Raw genomic sequence first — 18,702 nt, 5'->3', positions numbered from 1 at the left:
ATCAACTTCTTCCATTCCGGAATCGTCATGTCCTTTCGTTTTTGGATGCGTGCCACGCTGGTGGCCGCGCTCGGGTCGCTCGTCGCGCTGATCGTCACCGCGTGCGGATCGTCGTCGTCGATGCAGGCGAGCGGCCAGCAGCAGATTCGCCACGTGTTCGTGATCACGCTCGAAAACGAGAACTACGCGACCACGTTCGGCGCGAACACGAAGGCGCCGTATCTCGCGACGACGCTGGCCGCGCAGGGTGCGCTGGTGCAGCAGTACTACGGCACCGGGCACGTGAGCCTCGACAACTACATCGCGATGCTCAGCGGCCAGTCGCCGACCAATGAAACCGACAACGACTGCCCGGTGTTCCAGGACTACAAGCTGACCGGGATGACACCGGACGGGCAGGCGATCGGCTCGGGCTGCGTGTATCCGGCCACCGTGAAGACGCTGCCCGACCAGCTGAAGGCGGCCGGCTATACGTGGAAGGGCTACGAAGAGGACATGGGCAACGACCCGTCGCGCGAGGCGGCGACCTGCGGCCATCCGACGCTGAACACGACCGACCTGACGCAAGTCGCGCAGGCGCCGAGTGCGGCCGTGCCGGCCGGCGACCAGTACGCGACGCGCCACAATCCGTTCGTGTACTTCCATTCGATCATCGACTCGCCGGATTGCGCGAAGAACGTCGTGAATCTCGCGAACCTCGAGAACGACCTGAAGTCGGCCGACACCACGGCGAACTTCAACCTGATCACGCCGAACCTGTGTCACGACGGCCATGACGCGCCGTGTGCGAACGGTGAAGCGGGCGGCCTGACGAGCGCCGACGCGTTCCTGAAGAAGTGGGTGCCGCTGATCACCGCGTCGCCGGCGTTCCAGAAGGACGGGCTGCTGATCGTCAATTTCGACGAGAGCAGCTATGCGAGCGTGTCGCAACCGTCGCCGGGTGTGACCAACCTCACGTTCGCGGGCACCACCTGCTGCAGCCAGCAGCCGGGGCCGAACCTGCCGGTCTTCCCGCAGACGTCGTCGCTCGCCTACAAGGGCGCGACGATCAACCTGACGAAGCAGAGCTTCGGCGGCGACCAGACGGGCGCGGTGATGATCTCGAAGTTCATCAAGCCGGGCACCGTGTCGACGGTCGCGTACAACCACTATTCGATGCTGAAGAGCGTCGAGGACATCTTCGGGCTCGACCATCTCGGCTATGCAGGGCAGGCCGGCCTGCAGGGCTTCGGCGGCGACGTGTTCACGAACCTGTGAGGCCGGCACGCGGGGGCTGGCGCGCGCTGGGCGCGGCGCTGGCGATCGGGTGGTGCGTAACGGCGGCCGGCGCTGCGCCGGGCAGTGCGGCAGCGCCGGCGATATCGCCCGAAGCCACTGCCGGCGACATGGCCGCGCTCGGCAAGCTGATGTTCTTCGATCCGGCGCTGTCGGCGTCGGGCCGGATGTCGTGCGCGACGTGCCATAGCCCCGATCACGCGTACGGGCCGCCGAACGGTCTCGCCGCGCAACTCGGCGGCGCGGACCTGAAGCGGCAGGGCACGCGCGCGGTGCCGAGCCTGCGCTACGTGCTGAACCGCACGCCGGTCTGGTCGCACCCGCAGGCCGCCAGCGTGGCCGAGCGGCTGACGGAAACCGACAACGCGCCGATCGGCGGTTTCGGCTGGGACGGCCGCTTCGACCGGCCGCGCGACCAGGCGAGCTTTCCGCTGCTGAATCCGGACGAAATGGCGAACCCGAGCGCGGAGGCCGTGGTCGGAAAGCTGCGGCGCGCGCCGTACGCGGAGCGCTTTCGCCGCGTGTTCGGCGCGCATGCGCTCGACGACCCGCAGCAGGCGTTCGCGAACGCGATGCGCGCGATCGAGCGTTTCGAGCTCGACGATGCGAGCTTTCATCCGTACACGAGCAAGTTCGACTACTACCTCGACGGCAAGGTCGAACTGAGTGCGCGGGAACTGCGCGGCAAGCGGTTGTTCGACGATCCCGCGCGCGGCAACTGCGCATCGTGTCACATCGACCAGCCGGGCGTGAACGGCGCGCATCCGCTGCTGACCGACTTCACGTTCGAAGCGCTCGGCGTGCCGCGCAACCGCGAATTGCGCGCGAACGCGAATCCCGACTACTACGACCTCGGGCTGTGCGGCCCCGTGCGGAAGGACCAGGCGGCGGACCGCGCGAACTGCGGGTTGTTCAAGACGCCGTCGCTGCGCAACACGTCGCTACGCCGGGTGTTCTTCCACAACGGCCGCTTCCACACGCTGAAGGACGCGCTGCGCTTCTACGTGCAGCGCGATACCGACCCCGCGAAGTGGTATCCGGCCGACCGGCACGGCCGCGTCGTGCCGTACGACGACCTGCCTGCGCGTCTGCGGGTGAACGTCGACACGACGGACGAGCCGCTCACACGCAAGCGCGGCGAGAAACCGGTGTGGAGCGAGCGCGATATCGACGACGTCGCGGCCTTCCTCGCGACGCTCGACGATGGGTATGTGCTGCCGGCGAAAGCGGCCGGCCGGCGCGGGTCGCGCTGACACGCGCCACGCGCGGCGGCGGCAATCGCCGCCGCGTCGTGGCGTTCGTGTTGCCGGGTAATGCTTATCCGGGTATCGCGTGTACTACCCAACCTACTGTTTTTATTCACTTTTTTCGTTATCGTGGTACTCCATGGGCCGATTTTGCGTGGCATAATCGATCACATCCGTAAGGCTTGTAGTCACAACGACCCCGCATACCCATGGCACAGACTCTCTACGACAAACTGTGGAACACCCACGTGGTCCACACCGAGGAAGACGGCACGACGCTGCTCTATATCGACCGTCAGCTGCTGCATGAAGTCACGAGCCCGCAGGCGTTCGAAGGGCTGAAGATGGCGCAGCGTCCGGTGTGGCGCATCAGCGCGAACCTGGCCGTGTCGGACCACAACGTGCCGACCACCGATCGCAGCCACGGCATCGCCGATCCCGTCTCGAAACTGCAGGTCGACACGCTCGACGCGAACTGCGATGCGTTCGGCATCACGCAGTTCAAGATGAACGACGTGCGCCAGGGCATCGTCCACATCATCGGGCCGGAGCAGGGCGCGACGCTGCCGGGCATGACGATCGTGTGCGGCGATTCGCATACGTCGACGCACGGCGCGTTCGGCGCACTCGCGCACGGCATCGGCACGTCGGAAGTCGAGCACGTGCTCGCCACGCAAACGCTGCTGCAGAAGAAGAGCAAGAACATGCTCGTGAAGGTCGAGGGCACGCTGCCGCGCGGTTGTACCGCGAAGGACATCGTGCTCGCGATCATCGGCAAGATCGGCACCGCCGGCGGCACGGGCTACGCGATCGAATTCGGCGGCTCGACGATCCGCGCGTTGACGATGGAAGGCCGCATGACCGTCTGCAACATGGCGATCGAAGCCGGCGCGCGCGCGGGCATGGTCGCGGTGGACGACACGACGATCGATTACCTGAAGGGCCGTCCGTTCGTGCCGACCGGCGCGGAATGGAACCAGGCCGTCGAATACTGGCGCCAGTTCAAGTCGGACGAAGGCGCGCAGTTCGATCGCGTGGTCGAGCTGAACGCAGCCGAGATCGTCCCGCAGGTCACATGGGGCACGTCGCCGGAAATGGTCACGTCGATCGACGGTCGCGTGCCCGATCCCGAGCGCGAGAAGGATCCGGTCAAGCGCGACGCGATGGAGCGTGCGCTGGCCTATATGGCGCTCGAGCCGAACACGCCGATCGAGTCGATCAAGGTCGACAAGATCTTCATCGGTTCGTGCACGAACGCGCGCATCGAGGACATCCGCGCAGCCGCGTACGTCGTGAAGAAGCTGAACCGTCGCATCGCGTCGAACGTGCGGCTCGCGATGGTCGTGCCGGGCTCGGGTCTCGTGAAGGCGCAGGCCGAACGTGAAGGGCTCGACAAGGTGTTCACGGATGCCGGCTTCGAATGGCGCGAGCCGGGTTGCTCGATGTGCCTCGCGATGAACGCCGATCGTCTGGATCCGGGCGAGCGCTGCGCATCGACGTCGAACCGCAACTTCGAAGGCCGGCAGGGCGCGGGCGGTCGTACGCACCTCGTCAGCCCCGCGATGGCGGCAGCCGCGGCGATCGAAGGCCATTTCGTCGACATTCGCCAGCTGGGGTAACGCGTGACGGCATCGAAACTCGTGGCGCGGCTGGTTGCCGCGCTGGCGCTCGCAGGGCTGGGCTTCGGCCTCGCGGGCTGCAATACCGTCCAGGGCTTCGGGCAGGACGTCAACGCCGCCGGCAGCGCGCTGAAGCGCGCCGCGGAGTAACGTCCCCCACCGAGAATTTGTCGATGTGCGCCGGCTGAATGCCGGCCCTTCAACCGGATAGACGGATCATGGAAAAATTCACAGTGCATACCGGCGTCGTGGCGCCGCTCGATCGCGAAAACGTCGACACCGACGCGATCATTCCGAAGCAGTTCCTGAAGTCGATCAAGCGCACGGGTTTCGGCCCGAACGCGTTCGACGAGTGGCGTTATCTCGACCACGGCGAACCGGGGCAGGACAACTCGCAGCGTCCGCTGAATCCCGACTTCGTGCTGAACCAGCCGCGCTACCAGGGCGCATCGGTGCTGCTCGCGCGCAAGAACTTCGGCTGCGGCAGCTCGCGCGAGCACGCGCCGTGGGCGCTGCAGCAGTACGGCTTCCGCGCGATCATCGCGCCGAGCTTCGCGGACATCTTCTTCAACAACTGCTACAAGAACGGGCTGCTGCCGATCGTGCTGACCGAGCAGCAGGTCGATCACCTGTTCAACGAGACGGTCGCGTTCAACGGCTTCGAAGTGACGGTCGACCTCGACGCGCAGGTCGTGCGTACGGGCGATGGCCGCGCGTATCCGTTCGAGATCACCGCGTTCCGCAAGTACTGCCTGCTGAATGGCTTCGACGACATCGGCCTCACGCTGCGCCACGCGGACAAGATCCGCCAGTTCGAGGCCGAGCGCCTCGTGAAGCAGCCGTGGCTCAACACCAAGCTGGTCGGCTGACAGCGCCGTTCGGGCGGGCGCGCCGGCGGCGCGTTCGCCGGCCTGCCTCCATCACACTCTACCCAGTCAGGAATTTCGCATGAAGATTGCAGTGCTGCCCGGCGACGGCATCGGTCCGGAAATCGTCAATGAAGCCGTGAAGGTGCTGAACGCACTCGACGAGAAGTTCGAACTCGAACAGGCGCCGGTCGGCGGCGCGGGCTACGAGGCGAGCGGCCATCCGCTGCCCGACGCGACGCTGAAGCTCGCGAAGGACGCCGACGCGATCCTGTTCGGCGCCGTGGGCGACTGGAAGTACGACTCGCTCGAGCGCGCGCTGCGCCCCGAGCAGGCGATCCTCGGGCTGCGCAAGCATCTCGAGCTGTTCGCGAACTTCCGCCCGGCAATCTGCTATCCGCAGCTCGTCGATGCATCGCCGCTGAAGCCCGAGCTGGTCGCGGGCCTCGACATCCTGATCGTGCGCGAACTGAACGGCGACATCTACTTCGGTCAGCCGCGCGGCGTGCGCGCTGCACCGGACGGCCTGTTCGCCGGCGAGCGCGAAGGTTTCGACACGATGCGCTATTCGGAACCGGAAGTGCGCCGCATCGCGCACGTCGCGTTCCAGGCGGCCCGCAAGCGCGCGAAGAAGCTGCTGTCGGTCGACAAGGCGAACGTGCTCGAAACGTCGCAGTTCTGGCGCGACATCATGATCGACGTGTCGAAGGAATACGCGGACGTCGAGCTGTCGCACATGTACGTCGACAACGCGGCGATGCAGCTCGCGAAGGCGCCGAAGCAGTTCGACGTGATCGTCACCGGCAACATGTTCGGCGACATCCTGTCGGATGAAGCGTCGATGCTGACGGGCTCGATCGGCATGCTGCCGTCGGCGTCGCTCGACAAGAACAACAAGGGCCTGTACGAACCGTCGCACGGTTCGGCACCGGACATCGCGGGCAAGGGCATTGCGAACCCGCTCGCGACGATCCTGTCGGCCGCGATGATGCTGCGCTACTCGCTGAATCGTGCAGAGCAGGCCGATCGCATCGAGCGCGCGGTGAAAGCGGTGCTCGAACAGGGCTACCGCACGGGCGACATCGCGACGCCGGGCTGCAAGCAAGTGGGCACGGCGGCGATGGGCGACGCGGTGGTCGCGGCGCTGTAACGCAAACAGGTAGAAAGGGCGCGAACGGGCCGCGAAATCGGCCGGTTCGCGTGCGGTTGGCCGTTGTGCGGGCCACCGGCTTTGTGTAGACTCGAACGATGGCGCATTTTTCCCTGATCTCCCCGGTCTTGAAACTCCACGGCAACATTGCCCGTGCGGGTGCGCGCGCCATCGTCATCACGAAAACCATTACCACGAAAACGATCATTAAACGCTGATCGTCCGTCGTGCCCGCCTATTTCCCCGCGCGGTCACACCGGGGACGGAAATGGCGGGGAAGCTCCATCAAAGGGTTAGTCATGAACGTAGGTCTCGTAGGTTGGCGCGGCATGGTCGGCAGCGTCCTGATGCAGCGCATGCAGGAAGAGGGCGATTTCGACCTGATCGAACCGGTGTTTTTCAGCACCAGCAACACGGGCGGCAAAGCGCCGTCGTTCGCGAAAAACGAGACTACGCTCAAGGACGCGACCAACGTCGACGAGCTGAAGAAGTGCGACGTGATCATCACGTGCCAGGGCGGCGACTACACGAACGACGTGTTCCCGAAGCTGCGCGCGGCCGGCTGGAACGGCTACTGGATCGATGCGGCATCGTCGCTGCGGATGCAGGACGACGCGGTCATCATCCTCGATCCGGTCAACCTCGACGTGATCAAGGATGCGCTCGTCAAGGGCACGAAGAACTTCGTCGGCGGTAACTGCACGGTCAGCCTGATGCTGATGGCGCTCGGCGGCCTGTTCCGCGAGAACCTCGTCGACTGGATGACGGCGATGACCTACCAGGCCGCATCGGGCGCGGGCGCGCAGAACATGCGTGAACTGCTGTCGCAGATGGGCACGCTGAACGGCGCCGTGAAGGAGCAACTCGCCGATCCGGCTTCCGCGATCCTCGACATCGACCGCCGCGTGCTGGCCGCGATGAACAGCGATGCGATGCCGACGAGCCACTTCGGCGTGCCGCTCGCCGGTTCGCTGATCCCGTGGATCGACAAGGATCTCGGCAATGGGATGTCGAAGGAAGAATGGAAGGGCGGCGCGGAAACCAACAAGATCCTCGGCAAGCCGGCCATGGGCCAGCCGGGTTCGATCCCGGTCGACGGCCTGTGCGTGCGGATCGGCGCAATGCGCTGCCACTCGCAGGCGCTGACGATCAAGCTGAACAAGGACGTGCCGCTCGACGAAATCAACGACATCCTCGCATCGGCGAACGACTGGGTGAAGGTCGTGCCGAACGAGCGTGAAGCGTCGATGCGCGACCTGTCGCCGGCGAACGTCACGGGCACGCTGACGGTGCCGGTCGGCCGCCTGCGCAAGCTCGCGATGGGCGGCGAATACCTGTCGGCGTTCACGGTCGGCGACCAGCTGCTGTGGGGCGCGGCCGAGCCGCTGCGCCGCATGCTGCGTATCCTGCTCGACAAGTAAGCCTGCATGTCCGGCCCGCGACACGCGGGCCGCATTGCACGAGATTGCGCGCCGCGTCGGCCTTGAACCTGTCAAGGCTGGCGCGGCGCGTTTTTCATGCGCGGGTCAGCGCATGTTCAGGAGCGTCTGGTCGACGGTCTGCTGGGTCTTGATCGTCTGCGCGTTGGCCTGGTAGTCACGCTGCGCCTTGATCAGGTTCACGAGCTCGGTCGTCAGGTCGACGTTCGAGTTTTCCAGCGCGCTCCCCTGCAGCGTGCCGTGGTTCGTGCTGCCCGGCGCGGAGATCTGCGGCACGCCCGACGCGGCGGTTTCCACATACTGATTGCCGCCGATGTTCTCGAGCCCGTTCGGGTTGTTGAAGTTCGCGAGCGCGATCAGGCCGAGCACCGCGCTCTGGCCGTTCGAGTAATTGCCGGTGAGCTTGCCGTCGGCGCCGATCGAGAACGTCGTCAGCGTGCCGCTCGCGAAGCCGTCCTGGGCGAGATTGTTCACGCCGCTTTTTCCGCCGAACTGCGTCGTGCCGCCCAGGTCGAGCGTCAGGTTCTGCGGATTGGCGCCGCCCGACGCGTTGGGGATCGAGAACGCGAACTGGCCGAGGCTCGCCGTCGGCTGGCCGGTTGCGGCCGACGTCGTCGAGCTGATCCGGCCCGATGCGTCGAACGTGACGGTACCGAGATTCGTCGGTTTTTGACCCTGCACGCCGGCGTAGGCCTGCCAGGTGCCGGTCGTGTTCTTCGTGAAATACATCGACACCTGTTGCGCGCCGCCGAGCGTGTCGTACACCTGGATCGACGAATTGTAGTTGTACGTGGCGTTGTCGCCCGCGTCGAACGGCGTCTTGGCCGGCACCTTGTCCTGCGAGTTCAGGTTGAACTGGCCGGCGATCTTCGTCGACGCCTGCGGTGCGATGTTGGTGGTCGGCGCTTGCAGCGGCACGGTCGCCGCGGTGTTGATCGCGCCGCCCGGGCCTGCTGCATAGCCCATCAGGTTGCGGTTTTGCGCGTCGACGATGGCGCCGCTCTTGTCGCGGTGGAATACGCCGTCACGCGAGTACGTCGTCACGCCGTTGTTCGACATCTGGAAGAAGCCGTTGCCGTTGATCGCGATGTCGAGCGACGACTTCGTCGTGTTGATCGTCCCCTGGCCGAATTGTTGCTGCACCGACGTGAGCCGCGTGCCGATGCCGATCTGCGTGTTGGTCGACGTCGCGACCGAATTCGCGTACATGTCGGCGAAGTTCGCGCGACCCTGCTTGAAGCCGACCGTGTTTGCGTTCGCGATGTTGTTGCCGATCACGTCGAGATGGTTCGCCGCGCCGGCCAACCCGCTCAAGCCCTGTTGATAGCCCATGTTCGATCCCCGTAACGAGCTGGTGAGTAAATGCAGTCGTGCGACTGCGCGATGCCTCCCTGGCACCTCACGGCGTCAGCCCGGCCGACCGCGTGCCCGCCGTTTCGGCAGAGGCGGGCGCGAGGGTCGAATTGCGCCGATTTTTGTTTGAAGACGATCGTAGCGACGGCAATTATTCGATCTGTGTAATTTTGTGTAATGTAATTGAATTATTGCTGAAATGATCGATTTCGTATGAGCAATGGGATGGGGGTGAGACCTGGAAGCCTTGATGGGCGGGGGATTGGCGGCGGAAATTCCCAATTCGACGATAAGAGAGGGGAATTGGCCTCTTATCGATCAAATGAAATTGATTGGAATGGATTTGATGGCTGGCGGGATTTATTTTTATTGTCTGTTGTTAATCCATTAACGGCCGGCCGTGAGAATTATTGAGCAAACGTACCCGATTTCCCGGTCGTGGCGCGGCATCGAGCCCGAGGTATGTCAGCCGCCCGGTGCGCGAGCAAAGGCGGCGACGTTGGTTCGGGACGCGATGCGGTCGGACGGTTTTTCAGCTGCGAGCGGCGTGCTTTCGATCGATCGTGGGCGCAGGCATGCGGCATGTACCCCCGGCATCGGTGTGACCCGGTCGCCGGGTGCGCCGGCGTGTGAAGGCGACCGGTTGCACCTGCCGGCGACGAATTCGGCCCGAACCCGATCGCGTGAAGTAAACTACGCGGTTACGACGCACAGACCCGCCGAAAGCGTCGCGTTCCACGCGACGCTTTTGCATTTCTGCGGCAACTTTATTGACGCTTTCAACCGCGAATCCGAGCCGCGCCCGCGCGCGGCGATAGAGCCAACGATGTCCCGAATTTCCTTGTTTCCGCGCCTGTCCCGTCTGTCGCGCGCCGTGCGTGGCGCGCTGGCGATCCTGGCGCTCGGCGCAACCGCATCGGCCTGGGCGGTCGGCACCGGCGAACTGCCGGCGTCCGCTGCCGGCGGCGCAGTGCCGCTTACCGTGACGGTCCAGCCCGGCCAGTCGCTGAACGACATCGCGAAAGCGGCCACGCAGTCGCGCGATCCCGTCGTGCTCGCGCGCGCCGGCCGCGCGCTGTTCGATGCCAATCCGCAGGCGTTCATGAAGCATGACGCGAGCCGCCTGAAAGTCGGCGCGACGCTGGCCGTGCCGGCGCTCGACGCGACCGGCGCGGCACTCGTGCCGGCCGCCGCATCCGGTGCCTCGGGTGCGCCGGCCGCGTCCGCGCCTGCGGCGGCATCGGGCGGCACGGCGGTCGCGCAGCATGGTGCGTCCGCACCGCATCCGGGGTCGATTGCGCAAGCCGCGCCGGTGGCGCCGGCCATGCATGCGGCGCCGGTGAGCGGCGCGAGTGTGGCAGCGGCCACCGGCGCGTCGGCATCGGTCGGCGCCTCGGCGGCGCACGGCGCATCGGCTGTCGAAAGCATGCAGCCGGCGGCGCCCGTTGCCGGTGCGAGCGGTCCGCATGTGTGGAGCGGCACGATCCAGTCGGTGCCGTCGTCCGCGAGCGGTGTCGCGATCCCGCCTGCGACGGGCAGCCAGGTGTCGGGCACGAACGAACCGGCCGGTGCGGCGCCTGTCGCGGGTGCGTCGCAGCCGCGGCCGTCGAGCCTGCAGCAACTGCTGGCGCTGAAGAACCGCGTGCTGATGGAATTGCAGAAGCACGGCATCGGCAAGCCGGCCACGACGAACGGCGCCGCGCCGGCTCCGTCCCCGGCACGCGTGCGCGCCGCGCCTCCGGCCGCGAACGAGGCAGGTGCATCCGCTGCCGCGCCGACGGCAGGCGAAGCTGCGTCCGGCGTCGCCGCCAGCGCGGTGCAGCCGGCATCGGTATCGGCGCCCGCGCAACCGGTTGCACCGGAGGCGGCGCCTGCACGCAGTAGCGAGATGGACTGGCGTCCGGCCGCGGTAGCCGGTGCGGCCGTGATCGTCCTCGCGGCCGGTTTCGCGTGGCGCAAGCGCCGGAAAGGCCGGGGCACGGAAGAGGCGGGCACGGGTGCGACGGCTGCCGCGGCCGTAGCGGGCGGTGCCGCGGCTGCGGAAGCCGCGGTCGCGCCGACCGTCGAACCTGAACTGCCGATCCGGCCTGAAATGCCGGTCGCGCGTGACGCGGCTTCCGACTTGAACCTTGCTGCGGCGACCGCTGCGGCGGCGGAGACGGTCGAGCCACCCGACACGGATGTGTCGCCGGTGCAAGAAGCGGCGAAGCCGCATGACGAGCCGCCTGCGCACGCCGCAGTGCTGCCCGCAAGCGAGGCGGCGCCGGCTCCGCGCGATGCCGAGCCGGTAGAGCAGATCGCTGCCGAAAAGCCGGCGGAAAAGGCTGCCGAGACGCCGCTTGCACCCGTGGCAGCCGAAGCGCAGCACGCGGCGTTGATGCAGAACGCAATCAGCGCGCTCAGCAGCCTCGACATGCCGCTGCCGCCGCGCACATCCGACGAGTCGGCGACGGACGAGCCCGCTGCACGGGCAGGGCAGTCCGACACCGATAAAATTGCAACTAACGGTCAAGCCGCGCGGCACCTGCCGATGGGCTCGACCGCGCCGGCCCCGGAACATTCGGCCGACCAGGAAGACGAGTTCGATTGGGATCCGGACGCGGCGACGCCTGCTGGCCACACGGGCAGCCCGTTCGCGACGTCGTCGCTGCCGCCGCTCGGCGGCGCGCAGTTCGGTGCGCTGAAGCTCGATTTCGATCTCGACCTGCCGTCCGCGCCGGGCGCCGCATTGCCGGCGCTGACGCCGGACGAGCTCGCCCGCATCGCGCGCAACAAGCTCGATCTCGCGTCCGAGTACGTCGAGCTGGGCGACCTGTCCGGCGCGCGGACGCTGCTGCAGGAAGTGGTCGACGCGAACGACGCCGCGACGCGCGACGATGCGCGCGCGCTGCTCGCGAAACTGGCGGACGAGGCGTGATGCGGATCGCGCTCGGCATTCAGTACGACGGCGCCGCGTTCTGCGGCTGGCAGGCGCAGCCGCACGGCAAGACCGTACAGGATCGGCTCGAGCACGCGCTGGCCGAGTTCGCGCGCGTGCCGCTGCATACGACGGTGGCCGGGCGGACCGACACGGGCGTGCACGGGCTCGGCCAGGTCGTGCACTTCGATACCGACCTCGATCGCGAGGTGTTCTCGTGGGTGCGCGGCACCAACGCGTTCCTGCCGTCGACCGTGGCGGTGCAGTGGGCGAAGCCGATGCCGGAGACGTTCCATGCGCGCTTCTCGGCGTTCGAACGCACGTATTACTACACGCTGTACGTCCATCCCGTGCGCTCGCCGATGCTGGCAGGGCGCGCGGGTTGGATCCACACGCCGCTCGACGACGATGAGATGCGTACCGCCGCTGCGCACCTGATCGGCGAGCACGACTTCTCGTCGTTCCGGTCGTCGGAATGCCAGTCGAAGACGCCGGTCAAACACCTGTACCAGATCGACGTGCGGCGCGTGGGCCACTTCATTCATTTCCGCTTCCGCGCCAACGCGTTCCTGCACCACATGGTGCGCAACCTGATGGGCTGCCTCGTCGCGGTCGGTCGTGGCCGCTATCCGGCCGACTGGCTGGCCGACGTGCTGGCCGGGCGCGACCGCAAGCTTGCGGCGCCCACGTTCATGGCCGACGGGCTGTACCTTGCCCATGTCGGCTACCCGGCGGAATTCGCCGTCCCGCCCGCGCAGCTCGGCAGCGTGCCGTGGAGCAGCGTCTGGGCCGATCTGGACCCTCAATCATGACGGATCACGCCGTGTCTCCCTCGACTTCCGCCGCGGCCGGCCTGCCGCCGCGCACGCGCATCAAGCTGTGCGGGCTGTCGAAGCCCGAGGACGTGCTGCATGCGGCCGCGCTCGGCGCCGACGCGATCGGCCTCGTGTTCTACCCGAAGAGCCCGCGCGCGGTGTCGATCGCGCAGGCGGCCGAGCTGGCGCGCCTCGCGCCGCCGTTCGTGTCGGTGGTCGGGTTGTTCGTGAACGCGACCGAAGCCGAGATCGAGGCCGTCGTGCGCGACGTGCCGCTCACGCTGCTGCAACTCCATGGCGACGAGACGCCCGAGCAGTGCGACGCGCTTGGCCGCGCGGCACGCCTGCCGTGGCTGCGCGCGGTGCGCGTGGGCCCCTCGACGCAATCGGCCGATTTGGTAGAATCGGGTCTTCATTATTCGAAAGCGCGCGGCCTCCTGTTCGACACCCTGGTGCCGGATTACGGTGGTAGCGGCAAGGTCTTCGATTGGTCTCTTATTCCCGCAGAGCTCGCGCATCGGGCCGTTTTGAGTGGTGGCTTGAGCGCGCAAAACGTCGGTGATGCGATTCGCCAGTTGCGCCCGTTTGCTGTCGATGTCTCGAGTGGCATCGAAGTGGAGGGCGCGAAGGGCGTGAAGGATCACGCCCGGATGGCGGCGTTCGTACGCGCGGTGCGCGAAGCGGACGCCGGGTGATGCAAGCCGGCGCAGCCCCGAAAGCGGGGTGCACCGACCGATCGAGAGAGACACCATGTACAACCTTCCTGATGACCGCGGCCACTTCGGCCCGTATGGCGGCACGTTCGTCGCCGAGACGCTGATTCACGCGCTGGACGAGCTGCGTGCCGCGTATGAAAAATTCCAGAACGATCCCGATTTCGTCGCCGAATTCGAGCGCGAGCTGAAGCATTTCGTCGGCCGTCCGTCGCCGATCTATCACGCGCAGCGCTGGAGCGAAACGCTCGGCGGCGCGCAGATCTACCTGAAGCGCGAAGACCTGAACCACACGGGCGCGCACAAGATCAACAACGTGATCGGCCAGGCGCTGCTCGCGAAGCGCATGGGCAAGAAGCGCGTGATCGCCGAGACGGGCGCCGGCCAGCACGGTGTCGCGACCGCGACGATCTGCGCGCGCTTCGGGATGGAGTGCGTCGTCTACATGGGTTCGGAAGACGTGCGCCGCCAGGCCGCGAACGTCTACCGGATGAAGCTGCTCGGCGCGACGGTGGTGCCGGTCGAATCGGGTTCGCGCACGCTGAAGGATGCGCTGAACGAAGCGATGCGCGACTGGGTCACGAACATCGAGAACACGTTCTACATCATCGGCACGGTCGCGGGCCCGCACCCGTACCCGATGATGGTGCGCGACTTCCAGCGCGTGATCGGCGACGAGTGCAAGGTGCAGATGCCCGAGCTCGCGGGCCGGCAGCCCGACGCGGTGATCGCCTGCGTCGGTGGCGGTTCGAACGCGATGGGCATCTTCTATCCGTACATCGACGACACCTCGGTGCAGCTGATCGGCGTCGAAGCGGCCGGCGACGGCCTCGACACGGGCCATCACGCGGCGTCGCTGATCGCGGGCAGCCCGGGCGTGCTGCACGGCAATCGTACCTACCTGCTGCAGGACGACGACGGCCAGATCATCGAGACGCATTCGGTGTCGGCGGGCCTCGACTATCCGGGCGTCGGTCCCGAGCATGCGTGGCTGAAGGACAGCGGCCGTGCGCAGTACGTCGGCATCACCGACGAGGAAGCGCTGAAGGCGTTCCATGACTGCTGCCGGATCGAGGGGATCATTCCCGCGCTCGAGTCGAGCCACGCGATCGCGTATGGCGTGAAGCTCGCACCGACGTTGCCGAAGGACAAGATCCTGCTCGTCAACCTGTCGGGCCGCGGCGACAAGGACATGCACACGGTCGCCGAGCGATCGGGCATCGAGCTCTGACCCCGACCGATGCGTGACCTGATCGAAGAACCGGGCGGCGGTGCCGCGAGCGAGGCGGGGGCGGTTCAGCCTGCCGCTGCCGTGCCGCGCGCGCTGCCGTCCGGTATCGAACTGCATAACCGCGATTTCCTGACCCATGCCGCGCACCTGCCGGACGCGTCGATCGACCTGATCGTCGCCGATCCGCCGTACGGGCTCGGCAAGGACTACGGCAACGACTCGGACAAGCGTTCGGGCGACGATTTCCTCGCGTGGACGCGCGAGTGGCTCGAGCTCGCGATTCCGAAGCTGAAGCCGAGCGGGTCGATGTATATCTTCTGCACGTGGCAGTACGCGCCGGAAATCTTCAGTTTCCTGAAGACGCAACTCACGATGGTCAACGAGATCATCTGGGACCGACGCGTGCCGAGCATGGGCGGCACGACGCGCCGTTTCACGTCGGTGCACGACAACATCGGCTTTTTCGCGGTTTCCAAGGCGTATTACTTCGATCTCGATCCGGTCCGCATCCCGTACGACGCCGACACGAAGAAGGCCCGCTCGCGCAAGCTGTTCGAAGGCAGCAAGTGGCTGGAGATGGGCTACAACCCGAAGGACGTCTGGTCGGTCTCGCGCCTGCACCGGCAGCACGCGGAGCGCGTCGATCATCCGACCCAGAAGCCGCTGGAAATCATCGAGCGGATGGTGCTCGCAAGCTGCCCGCCGGGCGGCCGCGTGCTCGATCCGTTCATGGGCAGCGGCACGACCGCGGTGGCCTGCGCACGGCAGGGGCGCGACTTCGTCGGCTACGAGATCAACGAAAGCTATTGTGCGATCGCGCACGAGCGCGTGAACGCGCTCGCTGCGCCGGCGTGCGCGTGAATCGCGCCGCCGCATCGCCGAACGCATCAAGGAAAATTGCCATGTCCCGTATTCAGCAGACCTTCGCCGCGCTCGCCGAACAAGGCCGTAAGGGCCTGATCCCGTTCATCACGGCCGGCGACCCCGATCCCGCCAAGACCGTCGAATTCATGCACGCGCTCGCCGAAGGCGGCGCGGACGTGATCGAGCTCGGCGTGCCGTTCTCGGACCCGATGGCCGACGGCCCCGTGATCCAGCGCTCGTCGGAACGCGCGCTCGCGCGCGGCGTCACGCTGAAGAGCGTGCTCGCCGACGTGAAGCGCTTTCGCGAAACCGACCCCAAAACCCCCGTCGTGCTGATGGGCTATGCGAACCCGATCGAGCGGATGGGCGTCGACGTGTTCGCGGCCGAAGCACAGGCGGCCGGGGTCGACGGCGTGCTCGTCGTCGACTATCCGCCGGAAGAGGCGGGCGTGTTCGCCGAGAAAATGCGCGCCGCGCAGATCGATCCGATCTTCCTGCTTGCGCCCACGTCGACCGACGAACGCATCGCCGACGTCGGCAAGATCGCGAGCGGCTACGTGTATTACGTGTCGCTCAAGGGCGTGACCGGCGCGGGAAATCTGGATGTTTCGAGCATTGCGGGTAAAATCCCGGCCATCAAGTCGCGCGTGCCGGTTCCGGTCGGCGTCGGCTTCGGTATCCGCGACGCCGAAACGGCGCGCGCGGTGGCCGAGGTATCGGACGCTGTCGTGATCGGCAGCCGCCTCGTGCAGCTGCTCGAAAGCGCTGCGCCGGAGGGGGCTGCCGCCGCGCTGAAGACTTTCATCGCCGAGCTGCGCGCCGCCCTGGACGGCGCGGGCAAGACGGCGCGATAAACACAACACAGGAAGCGGGAGCGGGCCATGCGGCCCGGCCCGCCACGGAACAGGAAACCATACGATGAGCTGGCTCGACAAACTGTTGCCGCCGAAGATCAAGCAGACCGACCCGAAAAGCCGCAAGGGCATTCCGGAAGGCCTGTGGGTCAAGTGCCCGTCCTGCGAGGCCGTGCTGTACCGCAACGACGTGGACGCGAACCTGCACGTATGCCCGAAGTGCGATCACCACATGCGCATCGGCGCGCGTGAGCGCCTCGACGGGCTGCTCGATGCGGAAGGCCGCTACGAGATCGGCCAGGAAATCGTGCCGGTCGACACGCTGAAGTTCAAGGACAGCCGCAAGTACCCGGATCGTCTGAAGGAAGCGATGGACGACACCGGCGAAACCGACGCGATGGTCGTGATGGGCGGTGCGATCCATACGCTGCCGGTGGTCGCGGCCTGCTTCGAGTTCTCGTTCATGGGCGGCTCGATGGGCTCGGTGGTCGGCGAGCGCTTTGCACGCGGCGCGCAGAACGCGCTCGAACAGCAAGTGCCGTTCATCTGCTTCACCGCTTCGGGCGGTGCACGGATGCAGGAAAGCCTGCTGTCGCTGATGCAGATGGCGAAAACCACCGCGATGCTGACCAAGCTGGCCGAAGCCAAGCTGCCGTTCATCTCGGTGCTGACCGACCCGACGATGGGTGGCGTGTCGGCGAGCTTTGCATTCCTCGGCGACGTCGTGATCGCCGAACCGAAGGCGCTGATCGGCTTCGCCGGCCCGCGCGTGATCGAGCAGACGGTTCGCGAGAAGCTGCCGGAAGGCTTCCAGCGTGCCGAATTCCTGCTGAAGACGGGCGCGATCGACATGATCGTCGACCGCCGCAAGATGCGCGACGAGATCGCGCAGCTGCTCGCGCTGCTGCAGCGTCAGCCGGCCGACGCGCTGGCTTGACCGGCGCAAGGTTGTGAATACTGCGCGTCGCCTGGCTTCAGCGCCAGGCGGCGCGCTTCGTTTTTTGGCGTAGTGGCGGTCCCGATCCAGATTTGATCCGATGAGCACTTTTCCCACTCTCGACGCGTGGCTTTCGCATCTCGAACGCGCGCACCCGGTCGGCATCGACATGGGCCTGACCCGCATCGGGCAGGTCAAGGCGGCGCTGCAGCTCGAATTCGCGTGTCCCGTCATCACTGTCGGCGGCACGAACGGCAAGGGCTCGACCTGCGCGTTCCTCGAGACGATCCTCGTGCGTGCCGGCTACAAGGTCGGCTGCCACACGTCGCCGCACCTGCTCGAATTCAACGAGCGCGCGCGTGTGAACGGGCAGAACGTCACCGATGACGAACTGCTGCCGCACTTCGAGGCCGTCGAAGCCGCGCGCACGTCGCTGCCCGAGCCGGTGTCGCTCACGTATTTCGAATTCACGACGCTCGCGATCCTGCACCTGTTCGCATCGCGCGGGCTCGATGCGGTGATCCTCGAAGTCGGCCTCGGCGGCCGGCTCGACGCGGTCAACATCATCGACACCGACTGCGCGATCATCACGAGCATCGACATCGACCACACCGAGTATCTCGGCGACACGCGCGAGAAGATCGCGTTCGAGAAGGCCGGGATCTTCCGTCCGGGCAAGCCGGCGGTCTGCGGCGATCCGGCCGCGCCGCAGACGCTGATCGACCATGCGGAAGCGATCGGCGCGGATCTGTGGCTGGTCGGCCGCGATTTCCGCTACGAGGCGCAGGCAGGCGCCGAGCGCCAGCAGTGGAGCTACCTTGGCCGCGAGAAGCGCTATCCGGCGCTCGCGTATCCGGCGCTGCGCGGGGCGAATCAGCTGATCAATGCGTCGGCCGCGCTCGCCGCGCTCGAAGCGCTGCGCCCGGTGCTGCCGGTGTCCGCGCAGGACATCCGGCTCGGCCTCGCGAACGTCGAATTGCCGGGGCGCTTCCAGGTGCTGCCCGGCAAGCCGGCGATCGTGCTCGACGTCGCGCACAACCCGCATGCATCGGCCGTGCTCGAGCAGAACCTCGGCAACATGGGGTTCTTCCCGTACACCTACGCGGTGTTCGGCGCGATGCACGACAAGGACATCGATGGCGTGCTGCAGCACCTGAAGGGCGAGATCGACCACTGGTGCGTGACCGACCTGCCGCTGCCGCGCGCGGCCTCCGCGGAGCAGCTCGAAGCCGCGCTGCGCAAGGCCGGCGTGGAGGAGGGGCCCGATTCGAGCGTGACGCGTTACACGTCGCCCGCAGAAGCGTTTCGCGATGCACTAAAAAGAGCATCCGAGAATGATAGAATCGTGGTTTTCGGCAGTTTCCATACGGTTGCCGGCGTGCTGGCCTACCGTAAATCGCAGCAACACTGACTGACGGGCAG

At 66.5% G+C, this 18,702-nt stretch carries 17 protein-coding genes; 16 read left to right on the top strand and 1 reads right to left on the bottom strand.

Going from position 1 to position 18,702, the window contains the following annotated elements; translation table 11 throughout:
* Positions 1-27: 27 nt before the first annotated feature.
* From ACN8ZM_RS25170 to asd, 7 genes are all read left to right on the top strand, one after another.
* The gene (locus ACN8ZM_RS25170; protein ID WP_051889655.1) at positions 28-1,257 is read left to right on the top strand and encodes an alkaline phosphatase family protein; all 1,230 of its coding nucleotides are present in this window, start codon (positions 28-30) and stop codon (positions 1,255-1,257) included.
* Positions 1,254-2,528 carry a cytochrome-c peroxidase gene (locus ACN8ZM_RS25165; protein ID WP_420211070.1) on the top strand — a complete coding sequence of 425 codons (1,275 nt, stop codon included), beginning with the start codon at positions 1,254-1,256 and terminating at the stop codon, positions 2,526-2,528. Before ACN8ZM_RS25170 ends, ACN8ZM_RS25165 begins: the two co-directional genes overlap by 4 nt.
* A gap of 203 nt (positions 2,529-2,731) precedes the next feature.
* Entirely contained in the window at positions 2,732-4,141 is a 1,410-nt protein-coding gene (gene leuC, locus ACN8ZM_RS25160; protein ID WP_089453366.1) for a 3-isopropylmalate dehydratase large subunit, read from the top strand.
* A gap of 3 nt (positions 4,142-4,144) precedes the next feature.
* Positions 4,145-4,291: an entericidin A/B family lipoprotein gene (locus tag ACN8ZM_RS25155; RefSeq protein WP_043177617.1), complete on the top strand. Its 147-nt coding sequence runs from the start codon at positions 4,145-4,147 to the stop codon at positions 4,289-4,291.
* Positions 4,292-4,359: 68 nt separating this feature from the next.
* Complete coding sequence (gene leuD / locus ACN8ZM_RS25150) at positions 4,360-5,010, top strand: 3-isopropylmalate dehydratase small subunit (protein ID WP_420211069.1); 651 nt, start codon at positions 4,360-4,362, stop codon at positions 5,008-5,010.
* Between the two features lie 79 nt (positions 5,011-5,089).
* A complete protein-coding gene (gene leuB, locus ACN8ZM_RS25145; protein ID WP_301768100.1) occupies positions 5,090-6,157 on the top strand; it encodes a 3-isopropylmalate dehydrogenase in 1,068 nt (355 codons plus the stop codon).
* A 299-nt stretch (positions 6,158-6,456) separates the two neighbouring features.
* On the top strand, positions 6,457-7,578 hold the full coding sequence (asd, locus tag ACN8ZM_RS25140) for an aspartate-semialdehyde dehydrogenase (protein ID WP_043177609.1): 1,122 nt from the start codon (positions 6,457-6,459) through the stop codon (positions 7,576-7,578).
* Between the two features lie 105 nt (positions 7,579-7,683).
* Here the strand turns inward: asd and flgE are convergent, their stop codons facing one another.
* Entirely contained in the window at positions 7,684-8,928 is a 1,245-nt protein-coding gene (gene flgE / locus ACN8ZM_RS25135) for a flagellar hook protein FlgE (RefSeq protein ID WP_420211068.1), read from the bottom strand.
* A gap of 234 nt (positions 8,929-9,162) precedes the next feature.
* Between flgE and ACN8ZM_RS25130 the strand changes: the two genes are divergently transcribed.
* The 9 genes from ACN8ZM_RS25130 (at position 9,163) to folC (ending at position 18,691) form a co-directional block, all read left to right on the top strand.
* The gene (locus ACN8ZM_RS25130; protein ID WP_420211067.1) at positions 9,163-9,363 is read left to right on the top strand and encodes a hypothetical protein; all 201 of its coding nucleotides are present in this window, start codon (positions 9,163-9,165) and stop codon (positions 9,361-9,363) included.
* A gap of 412 nt (positions 9,364-9,775) precedes the next feature.
* A complete protein-coding gene (locus ACN8ZM_RS25125; RefSeq protein WP_420211066.1) occupies positions 9,776-11,866 on the top strand; it encodes a FimV/HubP family polar landmark protein in 2,091 nt (696 codons plus the stop codon).
* Positions 11,866-12,678, top strand: coding sequence for a tRNA pseudouridine(38-40) synthase TruA (gene truA, locus ACN8ZM_RS25120; RefSeq protein ID WP_420211065.1), 813 nt, complete (start codon positions 11,866-11,868; stop codon positions 12,676-12,678). The genes ACN8ZM_RS25125 and truA overlap by 1 nt, the downstream gene beginning before the upstream one ends.
* Positions 12,675-13,376 (top strand): phosphoribosylanthranilate isomerase, encoded by a 702-nt coding sequence (locus ACN8ZM_RS25115; protein WP_301768151.1) that lies wholly within the window; start codon positions 12,675-12,677, stop codon positions 13,374-13,376. Before truA ends, ACN8ZM_RS25115 begins: the two co-directional genes overlap by 4 nt.
* Positions 13,377-13,431: 55 nt before the next feature.
* On the top strand, positions 13,432-14,625 hold the full coding sequence (trpB, locus tag ACN8ZM_RS25110; protein WP_043177597.1) for a tryptophan synthase subunit beta: 1,194 nt from the start codon (positions 13,432-13,434) through the stop codon (positions 14,623-14,625).
* Between the two features lie 9 nt (positions 14,626-14,634).
* Entirely contained in the window at positions 14,635-15,486 is an 852-nt protein-coding gene (locus ACN8ZM_RS25105; protein WP_011355718.1) for a DNA-methyltransferase, read from the top strand.
* A gap of 41 nt (positions 15,487-15,527) precedes the next feature.
* The gene (trpA, locus tag ACN8ZM_RS25100; RefSeq protein ID WP_175025307.1) at positions 15,528-16,343 is read left to right on the top strand and encodes a tryptophan synthase subunit alpha; all 816 of its coding nucleotides are present in this window, start codon (positions 15,528-15,530) and stop codon (positions 16,341-16,343) included.
* A gap of 64 nt (positions 16,344-16,407) precedes the next feature.
* Positions 16,408-17,280: an acetyl-CoA carboxylase, carboxyltransferase subunit beta gene (gene accD / locus ACN8ZM_RS25095; RefSeq protein WP_043177592.1), complete on the top strand. Its 873-nt coding sequence runs from the start codon at positions 16,408-16,410 to the stop codon at positions 17,278-17,280.
* Positions 17,281-17,380: 100 nt separating this feature from the next.
* Positions 17,381-18,691: a bifunctional tetrahydrofolate synthase/dihydrofolate synthase gene (gene folC, locus ACN8ZM_RS25090; RefSeq protein ID WP_043177589.1), complete on the top strand. Its 1,311-nt coding sequence runs from the start codon at positions 17,381-17,383 to the stop codon at positions 18,689-18,691.
* The last annotated feature ends 11 nt before the right edge of the window (positions 18,692-18,702 follow it).

The sequence above is a fragment of the Burkholderia aenigmatica genome, from assembly GCF_048627025.1.
GTDB lineage: Bacteria > Pseudomonadota > Gammaproteobacteria > Burkholderiales > Burkholderiaceae > Burkholderia > Burkholderia aenigmatica.
This window is presented reverse-complemented; position numbering and strand designations above follow the sequence as displayed.